Annotated in this window: 16 protein-coding genes; all 16 read right to left on the bottom strand. The window is 33.9% G+C overall.

The annotated features are described in order from the left end of the window. Positions 1-238: 238 nt before the first annotated feature. Positions 239-895: an SIMPL domain-containing protein gene (locus AC6FXG_RS04445; RefSeq protein WP_500571733.1), complete on the bottom strand. Its 657-nt coding sequence runs from the start codon at positions 893-895 to the stop codon at positions 239-241. 12 nt (positions 896-907) lie between these two features. Next, on the bottom strand, positions 908-2794 hold the full coding sequence (locus tag AC6FXG_RS04440; RefSeq protein WP_500571732.1) for an ABC-F family ATP-binding cassette domain-containing protein: 1887 nt from the start codon (positions 2792-2794) through the stop codon (positions 908-910). Between the two features lie 4 nt (positions 2795-2798). Further along, entirely contained in the window at positions 2799-3050 is a 252-nt protein-coding gene (locus AC6FXG_RS04435) for a hypothetical protein (RefSeq protein ID WP_500571731.1), read from the bottom strand. Then, entirely contained in the window at positions 3050-4000 is a 951-nt protein-coding gene (locus AC6FXG_RS04430; RefSeq protein WP_500571730.1) for a hypothetical protein, read from the bottom strand. Before AC6FXG_RS04430 ends, AC6FXG_RS04435 begins: the two co-directional genes overlap by 1 nt. 7 nt (positions 4001-4007) lie before the next feature. Beyond that, complete coding sequence (locus AC6FXG_RS04425) at positions 4008-5354, bottom strand: MBOAT family O-acyltransferase (RefSeq protein WP_500571729.1); 1347 nt, start codon at positions 5352-5354, stop codon at positions 4008-4010. Between the two features lie 190 nt (positions 5355-5544). Continuing rightward, positions 5545-5838, bottom strand: coding sequence for a hypothetical protein (locus AC6FXG_RS04420; protein WP_500571728.1), 294 nt, complete (start codon positions 5836-5838; stop codon positions 5545-5547). A 13-nt stretch (positions 5839-5851) separates the two neighbouring features. Then, positions 5852-8563: a peptidoglycan DD-metalloendopeptidase family protein gene (locus tag AC6FXG_RS04415; RefSeq protein WP_500571727.1), complete on the bottom strand. Its 2712-nt coding sequence runs from the start codon at positions 8561-8563 to the stop codon at positions 5852-5854. 19 nt (positions 8564-8582) lie between these two features. Further along, positions 8583-11024 (bottom strand): VirB4-like conjugal transfer ATPase, CD1110 family, encoded by a 2442-nt coding sequence (locus AC6FXG_RS04410; protein ID WP_500571726.1) that lies wholly within the window; start codon positions 11022-11024, stop codon positions 8583-8585. After that, positions 10972-11352 (bottom strand): PrgI family protein, encoded by a 381-nt coding sequence (locus AC6FXG_RS04405; RefSeq protein WP_500571725.1) that lies wholly within the window; start codon positions 11350-11352, stop codon positions 10972-10974. The genes AC6FXG_RS04410 and AC6FXG_RS04405 overlap by 53 nt, the downstream gene beginning before the upstream one ends. A gap of 14 nt (positions 11353-11366) precedes the next feature. Continuing rightward, positions 11367-12293: a VirB6/TrbL-like conjugal transfer protein, CD1112 family gene (locus tag AC6FXG_RS04400; RefSeq protein ID WP_500571724.1), complete on the bottom strand. Its 927-nt coding sequence runs from the start codon at positions 12291-12293 to the stop codon at positions 11367-11369. Between the two features lie 33 nt (positions 12294-12326). Further along, positions 12327-12734: a Maff2 family mobile element protein gene (locus AC6FXG_RS04395; RefSeq protein ID WP_500571723.1), complete on the bottom strand. Its 408-nt coding sequence runs from the start codon at positions 12732-12734 to the stop codon at positions 12327-12329. 12 nt (positions 12735-12746) lie between these two features. Further along, entirely contained in the window at positions 12747-13205 is a 459-nt protein-coding gene (locus tag AC6FXG_RS04390) for a single-stranded DNA-binding protein (protein WP_500571722.1), read from the bottom strand. After that, entirely contained in the window at positions 13198-14115 is a 918-nt protein-coding gene (locus AC6FXG_RS04385) for a CD1107 family mobile element protein (RefSeq protein ID WP_500571721.1), read from the bottom strand. Before AC6FXG_RS04385 ends, AC6FXG_RS04390 begins: the two co-directional genes overlap by 8 nt. 82 nt (positions 14116-14197) lie before the next feature. Next, positions 14198-17551: a stalk domain-containing protein gene (locus AC6FXG_RS04380; protein ID WP_500571720.1), complete on the bottom strand. Its 3354-nt coding sequence runs from the start codon at positions 17549-17551 to the stop codon at positions 14198-14200. A gap of 280 nt (positions 17552-17831) precedes the next feature. Further along, on the bottom strand, positions 17832-18242 hold the full coding sequence (locus AC6FXG_RS04375; RefSeq protein ID WP_500571719.1) for a single-stranded DNA-binding protein: 411 nt from the start codon (positions 18240-18242) through the stop codon (positions 17832-17834). Positions 18243-18658: 416 nt separating this feature from the next. Further along, the gene (locus AC6FXG_RS04370; protein WP_500571718.1) at positions 18659-20509 is read right to left on the bottom strand and encodes a VirD4-like conjugal transfer protein, CD1115 family; all 1851 of its coding nucleotides are present in this window, start codon (positions 20507-20509) and stop codon (positions 18659-18661) included. Between the last annotated feature and the right edge of the window lie 7 nt (positions 20510-20516).

Raw genomic sequence — 20516 nt, 5'->3', positions numbered from 1 at the left:
AGCGATAGTCCTCGCTGGTTTTTTTGTGTGTTATGAGTGTTTTTGTGTTAAATGATTATTTACATCCACGCCGAAAAACAAATAATAACGCAACCCTATTAATATTAAATTTCTTCATTTTCTATAACGCTCTGCGTTGTATGGTCCATCTTTATGTGGACCGAAAAACATCAATCGTCCCTCGTGGACGTGAGATGTTTTTAATTACATTCCACGCAAATTTTAATCAAATATTTTTTTATTTTATCTCCCAGACCACGGTCACTGTGTCAGATAAATCTATGTCGTCGGCTTCGATGTCTATGTCGTAAGCATCAGGTGCTGCCATCACACTTTTCTCCAAGACAAAGTTCTCTATGGGGCTGGACGTAAAGTGGAGTTCGCTCCAAGAGTAACTGATGTCCTCTATTTGACCCAATTCAACTTCTGCTGCCTCCGCCAAAATCTTGGCCTTGGCTTTGGCGTCTGCGATGGCATTTTTTAGCATCTCATTTTTAGCGTCCTCAGGATTTGAGACTGTGTAGTCGATGTCAAAGCTGATATCTACTGGGCACTTGGAGATGGCATAGAGGACCCTGCCTAAAATTTTGTTGTCATTTTCAAATTTAATATAGGTCCTGTGGGAAAATTTGTAGCCAACAAATCTGGACTTGTAATTACCCTCCTTGTCCTTGTAGGATTCGTAGGCCGTGTTAATGTCAAAGCTCGTTGTTTTTAAATCCGCTGGGTCCAAACCTGCGCTTGCCAGAGTTTCCTTCAGTATCCTCGTTTGGTCAGCGGAAATCCTAATCGTATCTTCGTATTCATAGTAGGTCCCCTCTGTCGTGATCCTTAGCTTGATCGTGTCTGGCTTGACGGAAACTTGTCCCTTGCCAGTAACTGTAATTGTCCTCATAGCTTCCTCCTTTTATTCAGATAATTCTGTCCACTCGTCCATTTTTTTCTCTAATTTATCTGCCAAGTCTTTCCGCCTCATATCCAGGTCCAAAACTTTTTCGTGGTCCTCGTAAATCTCTGGCCTTGAAAGTTCTTGGTCGATCTGGTCAATTTCATTTTCGATTTTTTCTATGTCAGCCTCGACCTCTGCAATTTTTCTGCGGATGGCCTGGGACTTTCTGATCTCTTCGCGTTCACGCTTGCGGTCCTTTTGAATTTGGGTCTTGTTAACCTCTTCGTATTCGTCCTGGTCCTTCTTGTATTTTCTAGACATATAATAATCAAAGTCGCCCATGTAAATTTGCTGGGCGTCCGGAGTCATGTCAAGGACTTTTGTCGCAAGTTTTTTTACAAAGTACCGGTCGTGGGAAATAAAAATCAGTGTCCCTTTGAATGCTAAGAGGGCTTCTTCCAAAACTTCTTTACTTGTCAAGTCCAAGTGGTTGGTCGGCTCGTCCAGCATGAGGACATTGGCCCCGCTCAAAATTAATTTTAAAAGGGAAACCCTGGCCCTCTCACCACCCGACAGGTCTTTCATTTCCTTAAAGACATCGTCACCAGTAAATAGAAAACTGCCAAGGAGGGTCCTGATTTCATAAATGTTCATCCGCGGATATTCGTCTGAAATTTCGTCGACGATTGTGTTTTCCTCGTCCAAGACCTTTAGCTCTTGGTTGAAGTAGCCGAGTTTTACCCCAGTTCCCCACAAAAATTCCCCATTGTAAGTCGCCTTGTCATTTAAAATATTAAATAGGGTCGTCTTGCCCGATCCATTTGGCCCCAAAATTGCCAGCCGGTCCTGGGCCTTGACTTCAAAATTTATATCCTTAAAAAGGTTCTTGTCAGGGAAAGATTTGGACAAGCCGACAGCTGTCAAGACGTCGTTACCCGTCCGCTGTGGTTCTTTAAACCTAAAGCGAATAGCCTGGTCGACCTTGGGTGGCTCTTCAGCTTTCATCCGAGCCAGCATTTTCTCCCGGCTCTTGGCCTGCCTATAAAATCTGTCGCGGGCGTAAGACCGGTAGCGTCTGATGATTTCCAGCTGGCGTTTTTCTTCTTCCTTGAAACTCTCATAGTGCCTTTGCTGTTCTTCAATCCGTGCCCTTTTGACCTCACGATATTTATCATAGCCCATGTCATAGACTTCGACGGACCCGTTATTGACATCAAAAATTCTTTGGGCAACATTTTGTAAGAGCAAGCGGTCATGGGAAATAAATAAAACCGCCCCTTTAAAATCGGTCAAAACCCTTTCCAAATAGGCGATCATTTCCACATCCATGTGGTTGGTGGGCTCGTCAAGTATAAGTAAGTCGGGTTTTTCCATAAAGATTAAAGCGAGTTCCAACCTGGCCTTCTCCCCGCCCGATAAGGAATGGACTGATCGGTCAAAAAAATCTTCTCCCATGCCGACCATGGCCAAGTAGCCTTTGATTTCTGACATATAAGCATAGCCGTTTAAGTTGTCATAGGCGTCTCGGGCCGCTTGGTAGTCTTCCATCAATCTTTCAAGTGCGTCTGGGTCCTCTGCCAAGTCCGCCATCTGCCCTTCCATAGCCCTCATTGATTTTTCCAAATCCAAAACATCCTGGTACTTTTCCAGGGCCAATTCCATGACAGTCCGCTTTTCGTTTACAGAAATTTGCTGCTTCAAATAGGAAATTTTCATTTCAGGCTTGTAAAAAATTTTGCCCTTGGCTTCCAAAATTCCAGCCAAGCACTTGGCCAGGGTCGACTTGCCCGACCCGTTGTCACCGACCATGCCGATCTTGTCGCCCTCGTTGATGACAAAATTTACGTCCTTAAAAATTTCATTTATATTGTAAGAAAATTCTAAATCTCTAACTTGTATTAACATTAAATCACCTGATCAGCCTTCCTATGTTTACAGCGCACATAAAACCCGATGCAAGGGCCAAGATAATATGACTTGGCAGAGGGCTTATTTTTTTCTGATAAGCGTTTATAACTTCCAAAAAATATTTTACAAAGACTATAGCAAAAATCGTCGCCATCAGGCCTTCAAAGACAATAAATTTTAAAGTATAAATGGCCAGGGCTAGGACCGCCATAATTCCCCCATAAATATTGTATTGTTTTAAAAATTTATCCATTAAAATCCTCCGATTACATAAATGTCGCCATCCAAGACCTTATCCTCAATTTTTTCTCTTAAGAACCTAGGGTCTATAGCCCGAACATGCTTATATTTTTTTGCAAAAAATCCTAAAGTCGGATTGGCAAAGGAGTCTTTAATAATTGTGACAGATCCTTGGCCAGTCCCCTCGATGTCTACGACCCCGTAGTTGCCAGATAAATAAAATAAATAGGGGTCAGCAGAATCCAGCTTATCAAAATTGTATAAATTTATCTCCTTGCCATCGGCCATGATTTTTTTATTTTTAAAATCCTCGATATATATGCCAACAAAGTCATCTTTTTTTATAAAACCAGTCTTACGACTTAGGCCACCACGAAAATCGTGAGCCTCTGTTCTTTTATAATCTCCATCCAGGCCCAGCTTATCAAGGAGCTTCAAGACTCCATTTTCGTTTAAGTGGTGGTCGCCCCTGTAATAGTCTTCTGTGTCAAAGGTCTTAAAGAGATTTTCTCCGACCAGACTATAATATTTTTTGGTCATCTGCCTTTGCAAATTATTCATCTGAATAACCTTGGGCAGGTCCTCTGCGTAGACCATCTTGTAGGGAATGGCAAAGACCTTGGCCTGGTCATTGGCATTTATAAATTTCTCCGCCCGGTCATTGGCCAGGGGCCTTTGATATAAATTCTTCCCGGCGATTATATTATCGTATTCGCGGACGCCAAAAATATAGTTAGTATAGGCGCGGACAGACAAAAACTCCGGCTTAAAGGCAAAGCGGTCGGACAAATAATCCTCCAGGGCCGACATATAGATCCCGGTCGACAGGTTGTCAAAAGTAAACTCTGCCTTGTCCTTGAGCGGCCGCTGCAAATAATCCGCGTAATCTCTAGGAAAAACCGCCGAGATTAGAGGCAGGCCTGCAAGCAATATTAAAATAATTATAGCAATTTTCTTTTTCATTCTTCACCTAAAATCTAAAATATAAAAATGGATTAAAGCTGCCCGAAACTATAAAGGCGGCTGAAATTACAAATAGAATTAAAAATACAATATGTCTTACCCATGGTCTCATTTTGTCATAAAGCTTTTCTGGCCAGTCCGTGGCAAAAATAAATCCTAAGACAAAGAGACTGCCGTATTGAAGGATGGTCGTCGCCGCCTTTATATCTGTAAGGGGCAGATTAGCTAGGCCACTAAAAAATGTCCCTAGGATCGAAAAGTCTTCGGCTATAAAGATTAGCCAACCGATTAGAACTATGGCGAGCGTGTAAATCCTCTTCAAAAACACTGGGGCTTTGGCAAAAATTTTCGACAAAATATATTTTTCAATAATTAAAACCAGAAAATAATAAATCCCCCACAAAATAAAATTGTAATTGGCCCCATGCCAAAGGCCAGTTAGGGCCCAAGTTATAAATAAGTTAAAGATGTGGCGAATAGGCTTTACCCTGTTACCGCCCAGGGGAATGTAGACGTATTCCTTAAACCAAGAGGACAAGGTCATGTGCCAGCGGGTCCAAAAATCCGTAACCGACTGCGCCATATAGGGATGGTTGAAGTTCTTTGGAAAGTGAAAACCCAAGGCCCTGCCAAGGCCAATTGCCATAAGAGAATAGCCTTGGAAATCAAAATAAATTTGAAAGGCGTAGGCAAAGAGCTTGATTAAAAGCATGGCCACAGAATTGGCCGCCTCAAATTCGACCAAATTAAAAATCACTCCAAAATTATTGGCCAAGAGGACCTTTAAAAAGAGCCCTTGGAAAAATATCATCATGCCATCGTAGACCGCGTCAAGAGAGTCTTCCCGAGCCTTTAACTCTTCCTCAATGTCAGTATATTTGACAATCGGCCCAGCAATAAGCTGTGGAAAAGATACAATGTAAAAACTAAAGTCAATCAGATTTTTTTGAGCTGCAACTTTTTTCCTGTAGACATCGATAGTATAAGACATTGTCTGGAAGGTATAAAAGCTGATGCCCAGTGGCAGGGTCAGCTTTGGCAGGTCAATTGCAAAGGTCTTTGAAATGAGTCCTGCGTATTTAAAAGCAAATAAATTGCCCACAGAAAATAAAATTGAAATAATGAGCAAGGCCTTGCGAGTCTTTGGAGATTTCCCCTCCATCATGAGGGCCAAAAAATAATTTAAAAGTATATTTACTATCATGATTGCCAAGTACTTTGGCTCGCCCCAGGCGTAAAAAACCATGGACATCAAAAGTAGCCAGGCATTTCTATACCGCCTTGGCAAAAGTAAATTAACTATCAATGTGATAGGCAAAAAATAAAATAAAAATATAATCGATGAAAAAACCATATTCACACTCCTATCCATTATTATAACATGTAAAATTCAAATGTGCTGTGTTTTAAAAATATCTTATAATATCTTTTAATACATTGATGTTGCGCCATTCTTGAATTTCTGTATTTTATAAATTTTTCTTATTTTTCAATAAAAATGAGCTTATTTAGTTCTCATAACTACAAAATAACTACAAAAATTGTTAATTAGTTTCTATATTATATGATGTTGATTCTGCTTCTTTGTCATTGCTCATATAATCATTTTTATCAACTTCATTGTTACTAATTATATCATCAAAATTTAAGTCAATCAATTCTATATATTCTGATAAGCTTATTTCGGTTTTTTCGAAAGTTTTATAAAGCATATCTTTCATATAGTTTTCTTTTTCATTTTGAACTTTTTTTAGATCATTTTTAATTTTGTCTAGTTTTTTTGTTAGATTAGCTTCTTTCTTTTCTAATTGCTCTAATTTTTTATCTATTGCATTCATATATTCCTCCTTATTAATTTTTTGTTTTAAACCAAAGCATTGGATCAAATCTTTGCTTTCCAATCCGAACTTCAAAGTGTAAGTGATTGCCAGTAGAATCTCCTGTACTTCCAACCAGCGATACAACATCACCAGCCTTAACTGTTTGCCCTACCCTAGCTATAAGTGATGAGCAATGAGCATAAGCTGTTTGATATTTTCCATGATCTATGACCACTATATATCCATAGGAATTAATCCAGCCAGAATAAATTACTTTGCCATCTTTTGCAGCTCTAACCTCTGTTCCATTAGGTGCAGGTATATCTGTGCCTAAATGACCCTCTTGGTTACCATAGATTGGATTAATCCTATATCCAAATCCAGATGATATTTTATAATGACCTGGCAAAGGCCATTCAAACTCTCCATCTGTTGGCTCTAGCTGCTCTACATTGCCACCTTTACCATAAACATAGCTATTTAAATTTTTAGAGCTAGGAGTTTTAGAATATGCCGATATATCTTCAGAAGTTCTGGAAAAAAGAAAATACGGATTGATAGTTTTAGTCCCATTCTCATCTTTTTTAACTATTTTTATGTTAATACTGCTTGCTTGTCCAATGATTTGCTTTTTTGTAACATGCTCCCCAGAATTAACATTTATACTGCCTAATCCTGAATATGTCACTTCATAAGTGGGTCCATCATTTACAGCGTGTTCAAATTTAATTTCTCCACCGCTGACTTCTTTTACATAGCTATCAAATGGAGCGTATACATTTTTACCTGTTGATACAGTTATATGATCATAAAATGTAGCTGGTGGCCCATGCCAACCATATTCCCAAGTTATACTATCTTCAAATTCTACATCGCCTGGCTGAGCTAACATCGCCAAGGAACCTAAACCAAATTTAATGTTTTCATAAATAAATTTTTGGTCATCATTCAGTTTTGAAGTATAAAACTCTTCACCTTGTGCAAAATAGTTATTTTGTAAATAACCTTCTACTATGACATAATCATATGGCACTTGTTCATAACTTGCACTGCCATCAGGATTGATTTTAATTTCCTGCTTATATCTTGTTTCAATAATTTTATTAGTTTTAATAAAATATTGTTCGTTGAATAGCTGCTCAGCTAGAGCATTTCCATAATTATAATCGTAATAATCTCCATTGTTTATTGCAGAAAAATAAGCCTGCATTTGCATAATATTATGCCCACCAGGATCTGAATCAAATTTAAATTCATTTGCTTCTGGGTATTGTTCTACAACACTTTTAGTCCAATTTTCATATAGCTGTATAGTAGATAAACTATAATTATCTTCTATTTCACTAACAGTTGAATCGTCAGTTTTAAAAGCCGAAAATTCTGTTTGTCCAGAAGATCCTAGACAAGACAATGCACTTGATAGCAAGAATATAAAAATTAAAATTCCCCCTGCAATTAATAGAGTGATATTTCTAATTTTTCTATAATATATTTTCCTAGCAAGAGTTTTCTTTTTAAAGCTATTTTTCATTCTTTTAAATAAATTGTTTTTTGCTTTTTGATTAAACTCTTTTTTATATTTCTTTTTTAGCTTACTTTTACTAGCTTTATCCGCAACTGGATTTTCTGACATCATTTGATTGATGTATTTTTTCTCTTCAAAATGTTGCTTTTTAAATTCGAAATACTGTTTTTCTTGATTTTTGTTTCTTCTTTTAATGGCATTTCTTTGTCTAAATTTTGCTTCACCATACCTGCCAACAGCTTCAGCTTTATTAACTACCTCTTCATAAACTTCATCTTTTTTTATTTCGGTTGCAGTTAATTCTTTAAATTTATCGTCTGTTTTATTGAGAGCATAGTCCGCAGCTAAAAATGGAGATGATTTTAATGCATAGCCTAAATGGCTCCATTTCATAGATTCATTAAGTGCATAGATTTTTCCATCTTCTTTGTTTCTAACAAATACTTCAATTGGCTCACTTAAAACATTTAAATTATGAGGGATCATAATTGTAAATCTTCCTGTCTTTCCAGCGATATGTTTTACTTTTGCTTCGAATTCTTCGTTTACTTCGTCATTTGCATATTCTTCAGCAACTCTTCCCTCAATTGTTCTGGCAATTTTTTTTGATCTATTTAGATACCTTTCGCCAGCTATGCTACCTCTGTTGAATTGCGGCCTTTTTAAATCGGCTTCATATTCTTCTATTTCAGCCTTATCTTTTTTATTGGCATATTTAGCTCTTTTTTGTCCATATTTTTTATTTTTCTTTAAAAACCTTTTTTGTTCTTTTTCACTCCAGTTAGCTGATTGTTTGCTTTTATAAGCTTCTGATGACTTTTCTCTAGAAAACTGATCTTCAGCTTTATTTTCATTTGATTCTTTAGTTTTTTGCGATTCTGAGTTTTCTTTATTTTGCTCATCATAAGATGGCTGGCTATTATCTTCTTCATCATAAAAAGGCAGAGGGGTCATATTCTTAACACCCTCTGCTTTCGTCTTGGCTACCCATTGCTCTTGATATTTGTCAAAAGAATAGTCGCTATTTTGATTGCTTTTGTTTTCTTGTCCTTTAGCACCTGATGACGTAACTTTTTCTTTTATTGTGTCAAGCTTTTTATCTTTATTCTCGTTAAAGTTTTCAGCTTTCTTCTTTTGACTATCAAAAGATTTTTCTGTTTTACTTCGGTCATACTTAGAGCTATCTTCTATATCTCTTTTAAATTTTTCATTTGACATAGCAAACTCCTTTCAAACTTTATATTTCAGATTCTCCTGGTTTGGTTGTTATTAATTTGTATAATTTTGTGTCTTTAGGAACTTTGTTTCTAAATGGAACTATCTGAGATCCATATTTAATAAGTCCTTCTCCAACTGGAGAATCAATAACAAAACTAAGTTGATCATCTGATACTTGTAATTTTTTAGCTATAATATTTCTATCCCCAGCTGCTTGATTCATCATAATCAAGAAGTCAGAGTTATCTAAAATATTTTCTGTCTCAAAATTTCTTAATAAGTCTTTTATGTTCTGAGTGATACCTGTTGGTATTCCTCCCCATTTTCTAAAACGTTTCCAGAAATCTAAGCTGTAGGCTGTTGACTGATCGTCCCTTAATTGTTTGTGAAATTCGTCTTGGTAAAACCAAGTTGCACGACCTACATCTCTATTCTTAGATACCTGATTCCATACATTATCTTGAATTATTAACATTCCAATTTTTTCTTGAGTTCTACCAATGTTCTTAATATCATAACAAACAATTCTATTGTTTAGATCAACATTCGTTTTGTTGTTAAAAACATTCAATGAACCTTTAACATAAATTTCTAATGCGTCAGCGATTATTTTTGCGTCTAGAGCATTATCTTTTTGTTGTAAAAGTTCATTATATAGATCTTCAAGTATCGGCATATTTTCTTCTGTTGGATTTGTAAAATATTCTGTATATATTTTTCTAACACATCTATCTAGAACAGACATTTGTACTGGGTTCAATCCTCCAACATTGTTCCTTTTTAATATAAGCTCACAAAGACCCATAATAAAGTCTGATTTTACAGCTATTGGATCTTGGTCTAGTCCATAGTTTACATTTATATCCATAGGGTTAATATAATCTTTAGAACTCATCGAAACTTCAATTACTTGTCCTCCAAGAGCTTCTACAAGTGGTCTATATTCCGCTTCAGGATCTGAAATAATAATGTCATCATTAGTACTTAAAAAGACATCTGTTATTTCTAGTTTAGCAGTAACAGACTTACCACTACCTGGTATGCCAATTATTAGTCCATTTGGATTAGTTAGTGATCGCCTATTTGCCAAGATAATATTATTTGATTGTGCGTTTACTCCATAGCTAAGACCTCCATTTGCATCATATAATTCCTGTACTGAAAATGGAATTAATATTCCAAGAGCAGATGTAGATAATCTTCTGTCAACTCTTACCTCGTTATAGCACAAGGGCAAAGATGACATAAAAGCATTTTCTTGCTGATAATCTAATTTTCTCATATTGCAATTATATTTTTGCATAACACCATTGATAGAGAATATAATATCATCTAGCTCTTTTTTAGTATCAGCAGTAGCTGTAATAATAAAAGTGGTTAAAAAATGCCTTTCATTTCTTTGTTGCAAAGCATCTAATTGATTTTCAGCTTCTTCAACATTCTTATTTAATGTTGGCGAAGAAATATCTGTAAATATGCCTTTCTGCATATTTTTCATTTGTAAATCTGCCTTTGTTTGATTTAGATCCATTATCTTCTTTTTTGCTTCTTTAATTGCCTTGCTTTGTTCTATTGATTGAACGTGAATATTTACAACTAAATCATTTTTAATATTTAAAAAATCTAGCAAAACCTCGTCAGATAGTTCAGGTGCTGTTATATTAAAAGCAACTGTACACCCAAAAGCATTTCCAGTTTCAAAATATCTTTTCTCAAAGTTAAAAGAGCCAGGAGCTATGAAATCTTTTGTATCTAGTCCTCCGCCCTTAATATTATTCCAATTAAAAGCAAATTGATTGTATGGTTTATCTACATTCATTATTTTATACATTACCTCTAGCCTTTCTTTTCCGTTTAAAGGCTCGGCAACAGTATTTAATTCTCTTTTGAATTTATTCATAACGTCTGTTTCAATTCTTTGCAAACGTTGTTTTACTTGCTTATAATTCTTTCCTTTTACTCCAAAGGTTAAATATTTATGCTTAATGATTCCAGAATTTCCTTTGCTTAGTTGATCGTCAATCATTTGCATTCTTTCTTTTCTTATATCATTAAAAGCATCATCTTTTTCTTTATAATTAACACCTTGAAGTTTTTCCTGTCCTTTCCTGTTTAAAAAAGTAAGTTGGAAGGGCACAGAATCGTCAAAGTAATTTAAAAACTTTGAATAGGTATTAAATATTTTTAATTTTTCATCATCTTGAGCCAAGGAATAGTTTGTGTCTTGAAATCTAAGAGTTTTAGAAAAAGTACCATCATATAACTCACAAATACCATCAGGGTACATTCTTTTGTACGGAATTGTTTCCTGCACAGTTAACGGCAAATTTCCACTTAAAAACATTCTTTGAAAAAAATTAGGCTTATTGCTTCTATTTTGTATATCTCTGTTTTTATTTGTAGATTTCTTAACGCTTTTCCCTTGTGCCTTTTTTGCGGTTTTTGATGTTTTTGTTGCCACTGTTTTCTCTTCCTTTCTTTATTTTATATTTATTATTTGTTTGATAAATTCTTTTTCTTGGTGTTAAATTGTCTTGTAGTATCATTTTTAAATATTGCATTAAAGTTTTTCCATCTTTACTGTAAAAACCTGATACAATTACAGGACCACTAACTATCATTAATAAAAGCGATGCTGCGGAATCTCCCAGCTTGTTTCTAGCTATTAAATAGGTTCCTATTCCTAAAGGTCCACCCGCTAACAAGTGAACAAGTTGTCTGCTTGTTAGTCCGAATATAATTTTTGTTTTTACTTCGCCTAAATCTTTAGGCACTTCTACATACGCCATTAAATCCCTCCTTTTTAGTTTGCACCAACTATTGAATTAGCTATGCTTCCTGTTTTACTTAGCATTATTATAGTTACTATTGAAAAGGCAAGTAGTTGCAACATTGCACTTGAAATTCCAGTTTGTCCTGATCCTACGCTTTGAAGAATGCTTTGTTGTAGTCCTCCCATTATGCCAAATACCATTACTAGCAAAACTCCTTGCAATCCCTTTGCTGATATCTTTTTAATGTGATTATTTCCTATTTGACTCCACTCCTTATTCATGTATGTCGAAATAGGTATAGCAGATGTAGATATCAACAGGTAAATTTCAATAATTCTTGAGTAAATTAAAATATACATAAACATGGTTCCAAGAGATAAGGTAAGACTTGCTATCATAGAAAGAACAAGAGGCCACATTAATTCACCGCCACTCATACTATCTATCATTGATTCAAAAGCTTGGAAATCTGTTCCGCTTGATGTGCTTCCAGCAGATATTACACTTGCAACTTTTTCTATAATTTGTGCAGAAAAATCTAGTATTGCAACAGATATATTCCAAGCATTATTTATTACAAACAATCCTAATGTAGCTTTTAAAAAAAGCTTTATTAAAAATTCAACTGTAATGCTCTCTTGTATTTTATTTTTTTCTAATATTTCATCTATAAGAGTATAAAAAAGCAGTGATGATAATATTATTATACCTATTGGTATTATTACTTCTTTATTAAGTCTATTTAGTATGTCGTAAACTCCGCCATAGTCAGTAGGAATAAACTTAACTTGTTCGGATACGGAGTTTATTGAAACCATTCCATCACCTGCCGTAATATTTGTTAAGTTGTTTTTTATAGCACCTCTTACTAAGTTGTCAAACCAAGTATCAATGCCAAGTATTCCAATAACTATATTATTAATAAACCAAGAGCTTAACATTGTAATTATATTCATAATCTAATCACCTCTTGAAAGTGATTATCACCCCTAAAATAGAGGTGATAACACATTGGTCATTGCTTTTTGAACACTACTATTGATAATTAAAGCACCTGTTGAGCTTCCTCCACCTAATAACTCTAATACAAGATTTTTAAGTCCTGGAACAGCAGTAAAAGCTATTAGCAGTATACCTGCTCCAGCGCCTAGCATTTTCCAGCCTTGTGTTTTTGCAGCTGCATTTTCTTGTTGTGTTCCTTCAATCATTTGCATGGCACCTGACAACAAAAATCCAGCGCCAAAAAGTGCTACGACGTTTTTAATTACATCATCAAATAATATTTCGATGTATTTAAGCGCGGCTTCGCCAATGCCAGCTCCTTCTGCTAGTGTTGGTATGGCAAAAATTGTTAACATAAACACTAGTGCTAGCGATATATATTTAAATGTTTTCATATTTTCCTCCTATTAAAATGGAATGTCATCATTGCGTGGAATAAAATCTTCCACTACATTTTCATTTCTATTTCTTTTGTTGTCCAACTCTCTTGATGCGTATGGTTGAGGACTTAGCAATTTATCCTCGTCTGCCCAGTCAACAAATTCAAAAGTTTGTCCTAATATTTCAGTTGTATATCTGGTTATTCCCTCAGCAGTTTCATACCTTCCAGTTCTTATCTCTCCTTTTATGGCAATTCTTCTGCCTTTATAAAAGTATTCTGCGATTGTTTCTCCAATTTTTCCCCAGAATGTTACTTTAATAAAGTCAGCTGTAGGCCGACCCTCTGATTCACACTCTAGTCTTTTTTCTTTCGAGTATCCCCTATCAACAGCAAGGATAAAACTAGTAAAGATTTGTCCATTAGAGGGAATACTTCTTATGTCTGGATTAGTTGCAAGCCTTCCAATTAACGTTACGCTATTCATCATCTTCCTCCTCAAAATATTCATCATAGTCTATTTCATCTGAATCTGAATAATAGTCATCATCTTCGTCATTGCCTTCATCAGAAATATAATCTTCTGATTTTTTCTTCTTGTAATATACGAATCCGCCTGCAAATATTGCTATTAGAAGAAATGTTATCCAATTTGAACTGCCTGACTTAGTCTTTTCAGGCTTTTTGTTTTTCTCTTGTTTTAGTCTTTCTTCTTCAGCTTTTTTGTTTTCTTCAAATTCTTTTCTCTCTTGCTCAAGTTGAAGTCTTGCAGCCTCTTGTTCGGCTTTCATTTTATCTTCAACACTTTGACCTTCAATTAAGTTTAAAAGGTCTTGTTCGCTGACTTCTGTAAGCATTTGAACATTTTCTTTATCTTTTCCATGATCAACTACAATTAAAAATTCTTTTCCAGAAGCTGTTTTAATCCTCATAAATTGACGCATATCAATTTCATTGTCAGTTTTTTCTTCTGGTTGTTTTTGTTTTTCTTCTACTTTAGGTGTTACGTCCTCAGCATTTTGATCAACATTTTCTATAACTGTTGCCCTTGCTTTGCTAGGCTTGGTTGCAAGAATATTTGTTGCCTTTATATTTCGACCCTCAACCCTTGGTAATTTTTTAATGACATTTTGAGTATCTAGATCTGTTAAAGGTATTGAGTTGTTTGGATTTGGATCTACGATATTATCCTCATTTCTTGTCGGTCTAAAATCTTGTGGATCTGCATTCCAATAATCACTTGCAGGTTGAGTATAAGTTTCTACAGAAATAACTTCTGATTCCTTATTTTCACTATAAATATCTGTTATTTCGCCTTCAGCTCTTATGCCAGAATTTATATTGAGTGTAATTGCTGCTAGGAGTATATACGCTAATAATTTGTTTTTGCTTTTCATTAACTCTCTCCTTTAATTTAAGACTATAAGCAAAAAGCTATAACCACGAGGATTATAGCTTTTGCAATAGTTTATTATTTTATTATTTAGCAAATTTAAATAGGATTGCAGAGTAGTTTGCTTGATCCCATTCAATTGTGTTTTTAACACCATCGTTAATGTTTCCATGTGAGCCTCCAAAAGCTTTCGCTAAATTAGAGATAGAAACAAATGTTCTTTGATTGTTAACAACTGGTCTTTGATCCATTTGGTAAGTTGTGCCATTTGATCCATAAATGTATCCTGTGTATACATTCATCCTAAATGTTGCCTTAGCCAATACTGGATTTGAAGTGTTTGTAAAGATAGCTTCTTTATTTACTTCATCATACTCTACATTAAATCCTAAAGCATTAGCTGCAAATCTAATTGGAAGCATTGTCCTTCCATTTACTGCATATGAATTTACATCCATATAGACAGTTGTTTTTTCGCCATTCTTAATAATGTTGTAATAACTCTTATTGATTGGGAACACTGCCATTTCGTTAGGATCGTGACCTTCAGCTTTTAGCATATCTGGAGTAATAACAGTTCCTTCTTGATTTGTAACAGAAGTAGTTTCTCCACCTACAACAATTTCAACTTCTTTGTATTTATTGTTGTCCATTGGATCTGTTGCTACAACTTTTAGCTTATCTTTAGCCTTAAATTTGTCTTTTTTAACTTCAATGCTAAAGTTGCCTTTGTAGTCTGCTTGGCCGCTCAAAATTCTCTTCTTGCCATTGTAGATATCAATATACCACTTAGTTTCTGTTTTGCCAGTAATTTCTTTATTTGAGACATTGATATCTTCTACTTCTAGTTTATAACGATTTCTTCTATTATCTTTCATGTTTTGAAGAATTCTTTCAAGGTTTTCAATTGCCCATTTATAATCTTCAAGTTCTGAATATCTATTATAAAGAACATCGTATGCTTGATCGATAGCCTTTTCAAGGTCTTCTGATGGATATCTGATTCTCTTTGCTGATTCAACTAAATCTTGAAGTTTTTTCTTTTGATAAGCAGGATCATTTTCATTTTTCTTGTCTTCTTTTTCTTTAGCTTCTTCATCAGATTTATTTTTCTTTAAATCAGCTAATTCTTTTTTAATTTTTTCAAGTTCTTCAACTTTTTCTTTTAGATTTCCTTCAAGCTTTTCTTTAGCTTCTTTAAGTTCTTTGTTAGACTTTTCTAGATTAGCTTCTTTTTCTGCAAGAGCTTTATCTTTTTCAGCTAATTTCTTTTCTAGACCAGCTAGTGCTAAATCGCCAACAATCTTGTTGACTTCTTCAACTGTTTTAGCATTGTCAACCTTTGTAGTTCCTTCAGCTTTTTGTGCTTCATCTAGATTGTCATTCTTAGAAATTTGATCTTTGGCATTTGTTTTTGCTTTTTCTAGTGATTCAGCTTCGGCGTTTTTTAGAGCCTCTAATTCAGCTTTTGCTTTTTCTAGGTCAGCAATTTTATTGTTAAGGTCAGTAATTTCTTTTTCTTTCTCAGCAATTGTTTTTAGCTTTTCATCATCGCTATCATTGATAGATTTTTCTAAGTCAGCAATTCTTTCTTTTAGATCTTGATTTTCTTTTTTAACTGCTTCTAATTCTTCTTCATCTTTTGCAAGTTTATCTTCAAAGTCTTTAATTTGCTTATTCTTTTCTTCGATAAGTTTTTGTGTTTCTTCGTCACTGCCTGAACTTGTTGCTAGTTTTTCCTTTAAAGCTTCAACTTCTTTTTTAAGTCTATTTAGCTCTGCATTAGCTTTTGTAAGGTCGGCTTCTTTTTCTTCAAGAGCCTTATCCTTTTCAGCTAATTTCTTTTCTAAATCAGCTAGTGCTAAATCGCCAACAATCTTATTGACTTCTTCAACGGTTTGTGCGTTATCAATTTTTGTAGTTGCTTCAGCTTTTTGTGCTTCATCTAGATTTTCGTCTTTTGAAATTTGATCTTTAGCATTTTCTTTTGCTTTTTCTAGTGATTCAGCGTCAGCTTTCTTTAGAGCTTCTAATTCAGCTTTAGCTTTTTCTAGGTCATCTTCTGCTTCAGATAATTTTTTCTTTGTATCTTCTAGTTCTTTTTTAGTAGCTTCATCAGCTGTTCCGCCAGCTTCAAGTTGTTTTTTGAGCTCATCTCTTTCTTTTTTAAGATTTTCGATTTCCTTTTTAATCTTATCAATCTCTTCTTTAAGATTGTCATTTTCTGTTGTCTTATCTGAAATTGTTTTATCCTTTTCTTCAATTTCTTTTTCATATTTAACAATCTTTTCTTCAAGAATTGTTATTTTCTTTGTGATTTCTTCATCTTCAGACGGATTTGATGGCTTGGTATCATCTTCTCCATCTTTTGGTTCAAGAGCTTCAGCTCCAGTAACTACGACTTTGAATTGAGTTCCATTTGAATAATCAAATGTAGTTTCCTCTGTAGGATTTAATCGACCACTCTTGATTACATCGCCCTTAGAGTCTTTGCTTATACTATATGTGATAGTTGTTGGAACATTTGATTTAAATTTAACAGGTCCTCTAGCGCCTCTTTCTAAGAAATATCTGTATTCCAAATCATTTGGAATATCAAAATTTTTAGTATAGCTTTGATTAACTAGTACATCTAGATCAAAACCATGCGCTCCGTCTCTTTGTATTTGGCCGAATTTTAGTACACTGGAAACTGGTTCCCACCAAGGATTTTGTTTATCTAAGATTTCAGTACCTATTGCCAATTTAATTGTGTCAATAGCAACTTCTTTAGCTTTATAAGTTCCGTCTTTTTGATACATAGACTTAAAAAGTTCAGAGAATTTTATACCATATCCCTCTACTTCTATAGGTTTAGCAAAAAGTTTAATTTCAGCTTTGTTTGTTACTGTTCTATTTGTTATAGTAATACTTAGCTTTCTATCCTTAAGAATATAAGGATGATAATGAGATCTAATAGTACCATTTACAGCACCATAATACTTTGTATTGTCAGTAATAAATTTTGTTTCTGGTGATTCTGAGTCACTAAAAGTGGAATCTTTAAAAATAAATTTTTCCTTATTAATTTTAAGATTTATTTTGTCCTCCTTAAATACAACTAAGTTGTATGTTGAAGAATCAATTTCTTTTTTATTATCTTTTCCATACATAATCGATGAAAAAATTATTCTTTTTGGTTTGCTTGGGTTAGTAATTTCAAGTTCAAAATTATAAACTGTTAATTCTTCTGGATTGTCTACGGAAATTGTTACTTGTCTATTGTCTACTTCGCCGTCAATTGCAGTATCTAATCCTGTTACTGTATATCCTTCTTCAGTAGTTACAGGAATTACATATCCTTCACCAGCTGCACTGATTTCCTTAATCATTCCCAAGTTTGGTGCTACAAGCATTAATACTGCTAATGCTACTGATAAAATGTTTTTAAAATTTTTCATGTTATTTATTTCCTCCTTATTATTTTTAACATTACTTTTTTTTAATAAAATTTTTAAAATAATTTTTTAATTAAATCATTTTAACCACCTCTTTGCATAAAAAAAGCACCTTTCGGTGCTGAGTTAATCATTATGTTTTGTTAGTTGTTTTTACATTGGTATCCCTCCTGTTTTTGTTAGCAAAAAAGCAGCCGCCAACGACTGCTTTATCCCATAACCTATTTCTACACTTATATAATACCATAACTTGCACGGACATTAAAGGACATCTTTTTTATTTTTAAATTTCCTTCATTTCACTTCTTTTTATGTCGTGATTAACCTCTTTGCTACTTTGGTTTTTGGCTTGTTTGTCATATTCTTTCATTTCATTAACAAAAGAGTTTTTCGTTTTTTCTTTTTCTTTTTTGATTAGATCAACCTTATTTACTGACAAAAACTTTTTATTTTTCCCATCTTTATTTGTATATTCTTTTTCTTCACCATATACTTTTACCTTTCCACCTTTTAAAAACTTACCTGCGGCTTTTGCAAGCTTGCCAGTAGTTCTGCAATCTGCATATATGGTTTGTCCATCTTCTCCAGTTCTTGCAACTGTAAAATATGCAACTGGAAACTCTTGTCCATCTGAAGATCTTACCTGAGTTTTTACAGTTGGAGCTGCAACTAATCTTCCTTCAAATTCTCTCATTTTTAATTCCTCCTATTTTTCTAATAAATTTTCTTTCTTAATTATTTGATCAATCAGGCTTTTACATTCTTCTCTTAAGTAGTCTTGATTTTGAAGAAATGGACTATCGTTATAATGAGCACAATCAAATCCAATGCAAAACTCATTCTTACCATTAAGCGTTGTTAAAACTCCAGAGAAGGTAATGCCTCCATGAACATCTAGGTTTATAAGCCTTTTATCATCAAATCTTTTTATTCCATAAAGAATATGATCTTTTGGAATTACTACATATCCACAATACCAAGCAGGATATTCTTCAATTTGATATAGCTTAGCTAACTCTTCTGAAAGAGCCTCTGTATAAACATATTTAACAATATACTTATATCCTTTGTAAGCTCTTTCTTCGATTGTTTCGTGTTCATAATTTTCTCCTATTTTTTAATAAATTTTCTTTCACTGCTTAGTATTTTTTCTACATTAAAAGTATTCTTATCACTATAATCTGACATCAGTTTATAATTTGGATGACTTTCCAAAGAATACTTTTTCGATTTAAATGGTCTTAGACCTCTAATTTCTACAATGCACTCATCTCCTTCCATTGTTTTTAATTCATCTTGTGTCATTAACTCTCTGCCTATGCCTTGAGTATTTGTACTTGATGAACGTGACTGTCCTCTGCTTTCTCCTTTTGTGTAAGCTTTGATAGTTTGCTTTCCAAGTCCTTCTGACAAGCTTTTTAAAGTGGTTTCTTCTTTACCACCTAAAAATATGCTTGTATCGCAGTTGCCTATAATTGTGTCGCAACTATCTTTATATATAGCTTTAAGTTGTGATTTTGTTTGTAATATAATATTTGCTGATATCTCTCTTGATCTTATTGTTGCAATTAACTTTTCAAATTGAGGTATTTGCCCTATGTTTGCAAACTCATCTAGAATACATCGCACGTGATAAGGCAATCTGCCTCCGTAAACATCGTCTGCCTTTGTGCATAGTAAATTAAACATTTGTGTATACATCATTGCGACTATAAAGTTAAATGTTGAATCTGTATCTGGCACAATTACAAAAAGTGCAGTTCTTCTATCTCCAATTTTATCAAGCTCCAGTTCGTCATAACTCATTAGATCTCTTAAATCTTTAATATCAAAAGGTGCCAACCTTGCACCACAAGATATTAAAATTGATTTTGCTGTTTTACCAGCTGCAAGCTTGTATTTTTTATATTGAAGCACTGCAAAATGATTAGGATCCTTTTTTTCAAGATCTTTGAATTTTAGATCTACTCCATTTTCAAAATTTTCATCACTTTCGCGAGTTTCGCTCATATTTATTAGCATTATTAAGGTTTCAAAGTTTTGTTCCTCTGGAGGAGCTTCATAGTATATAAGACCAATATAAGCCATATATAAAAGTCTTTCTGCCTTAACCCAGAAATCTTCACCAGCTTTATCTCCTTCTCCTTTTGTATTAATAATAATCGTATTAACTAATTTCATAATGTCTTTTTCATCTCTGATATATGAAAATGGATTGTAGTGCATAGATTTTTTAAAATTAATTAAATTTAGCACTCTTATTTTGTATGGATCTCTCATATATTTTCCATCTGGTGTTTTTAAATATATAACTTCTCCTTTATTATCTCTTTGAATGTTTCCATTTTTATCTCTTTTTTCTTTTCTACCACCTTTTTCTAACATATATCCAAGCTCGTTTAAAAGCGTTCCCTTTGGATCTGTAATAACATAGCTTGAGTGCATTTGGGCAATATTAGGCTTGGCATAATATCTTGTTTTACCAGAGCCAGATCCGCCTACAATTAAAACATTTTTATTTCTTGCGGTTTTCCAATTTTTTGGTCTTGAATTCATTGTAAGACCTTCGCTCTTTGATAAAAGAATATTTTGAAATTTATCTTTATCCATAAAGCCAGCTATTTCTTTGCTGGTTCCCCATCTGGCAGAGCCGTATTCTTCTCCCTCTCTGGTTTCTCTTTTGTCTTTGCTTACCCTTGCTCTTATTAGTAAAATAAATATTAAAGTACACATAGAAGCAAAAATTAAATCTTTTATATTAAATGTAAACAAGGGTTCTGAATAAATTTGATCTATCTTAGATAGAGTGAATACAAATTTTTCAATAATGTTCCCAAACAATTGATGACGAAATATATAGCTTATTTTGCTGAAAAAATGAAATATTAATGTTGTAAAAATAACTATTATTGCAGTTTTACTTGTTACGTATTTATCTATTGCTTTTTTAAAGTTTTCCATTTTTCAC

This window comes from Ezakiella massiliensis (assembly GCF_059862345.1).
This window is presented reverse-complemented; position numbering and strand designations above follow the sequence as displayed.

Excerpts from the sequence above, each read along its gene's own strand:
- AC6FXG_RS04445 (WP_500571733.1), bottom strand. The coding sequence starts at position 895 with ATGAGGACAATTACAGTTACTGGCAAGGGACAAGTTTCCGTCAAGCCA.
- AC6FXG_RS04440 (WP_500571732.1), bottom strand. The coding sequence starts at position 2,794 with ATGTTAATACAAGTTAGAGATTTAGAATTTTCTTACAATATAAATGAA.
- AC6FXG_RS04435 (WP_500571731.1), bottom strand. The coding sequence starts at position 3,050 with ATGGATAAATTTTTAAAACAATACAATATTTATGGGGGAATTATGGCG.
- AC6FXG_RS04430 (WP_500571730.1), bottom strand. The coding sequence starts at position 4,000 with ATGAAAAAGAAAATTGCTATAATTATTTTAATATTGCTTGCAGGCCTG.
- AC6FXG_RS04425 (WP_500571729.1), bottom strand. The coding sequence starts at position 5,354 with ATGGTTTTTTCATCGATTATATTTTTATTTTATTTTTTGCCTATCACA.
- AC6FXG_RS04420 (WP_500571728.1), bottom strand. The coding sequence starts at position 5,838 with ATGAATGCAATAGATAAAAAATTAGAGCAATTAGAAAAGAAAGAAGCT.
- AC6FXG_RS04415 (WP_500571727.1), bottom strand. The coding sequence starts at position 8,563 with ATGTCAAATGAAAAATTTAAAAGAGATATAGAAGATAGCTCTAAGTAT.
- AC6FXG_RS04405 (WP_500571725.1), bottom strand. The coding sequence starts at position 11,352 with ATGGCGTATGTAGAAGTGCCTAAAGATTTAGGCGAAGTAAAAACAAAA.
- AC6FXG_RS04400 (WP_500571724.1), bottom strand. The coding sequence starts at position 12,293 with ATGAATATAATTACAATGTTAAGCTCTTGGTTTATTAATAATATAGTT.
- AC6FXG_RS04395 (WP_500571723.1), bottom strand. The coding sequence starts at position 12,734 with ATGAAAACATTTAAATATATATCGCTAGCACTAGTGTTTATGTTAACA.
- AC6FXG_RS04390 (WP_500571722.1), bottom strand. The coding sequence starts at position 13,205 with ATGAATAGCGTAACGTTAATTGGAAGGCTTGCAACTAATCCAGACATA.
- AC6FXG_RS04385 (WP_500571721.1), bottom strand. The coding sequence starts at position 14,115 with ATGAAAAGCAAAAACAAATTATTAGCGTATATACTCCTAGCAGCAATT.
- AC6FXG_RS04380 (WP_500571720.1), bottom strand. The coding sequence starts at position 17,551 with ATGAAAAATTTTAAAAACATTTTATCAGTAGCATTAGCAGTATTAATG.
- AC6FXG_RS04375 (WP_500571719.1), bottom strand. The coding sequence starts at position 18,242 with ATGAGAGAATTTGAAGGAAGATTAGTTGCAGCTCCAACTGTAAAAACT.
- AC6FXG_RS04370 (WP_500571718.1), bottom strand. The coding sequence starts at position 20,509 with ATGGAAAACTTTAAAAAAGCAATAGATAAATACGTAACAAGTAAAACT.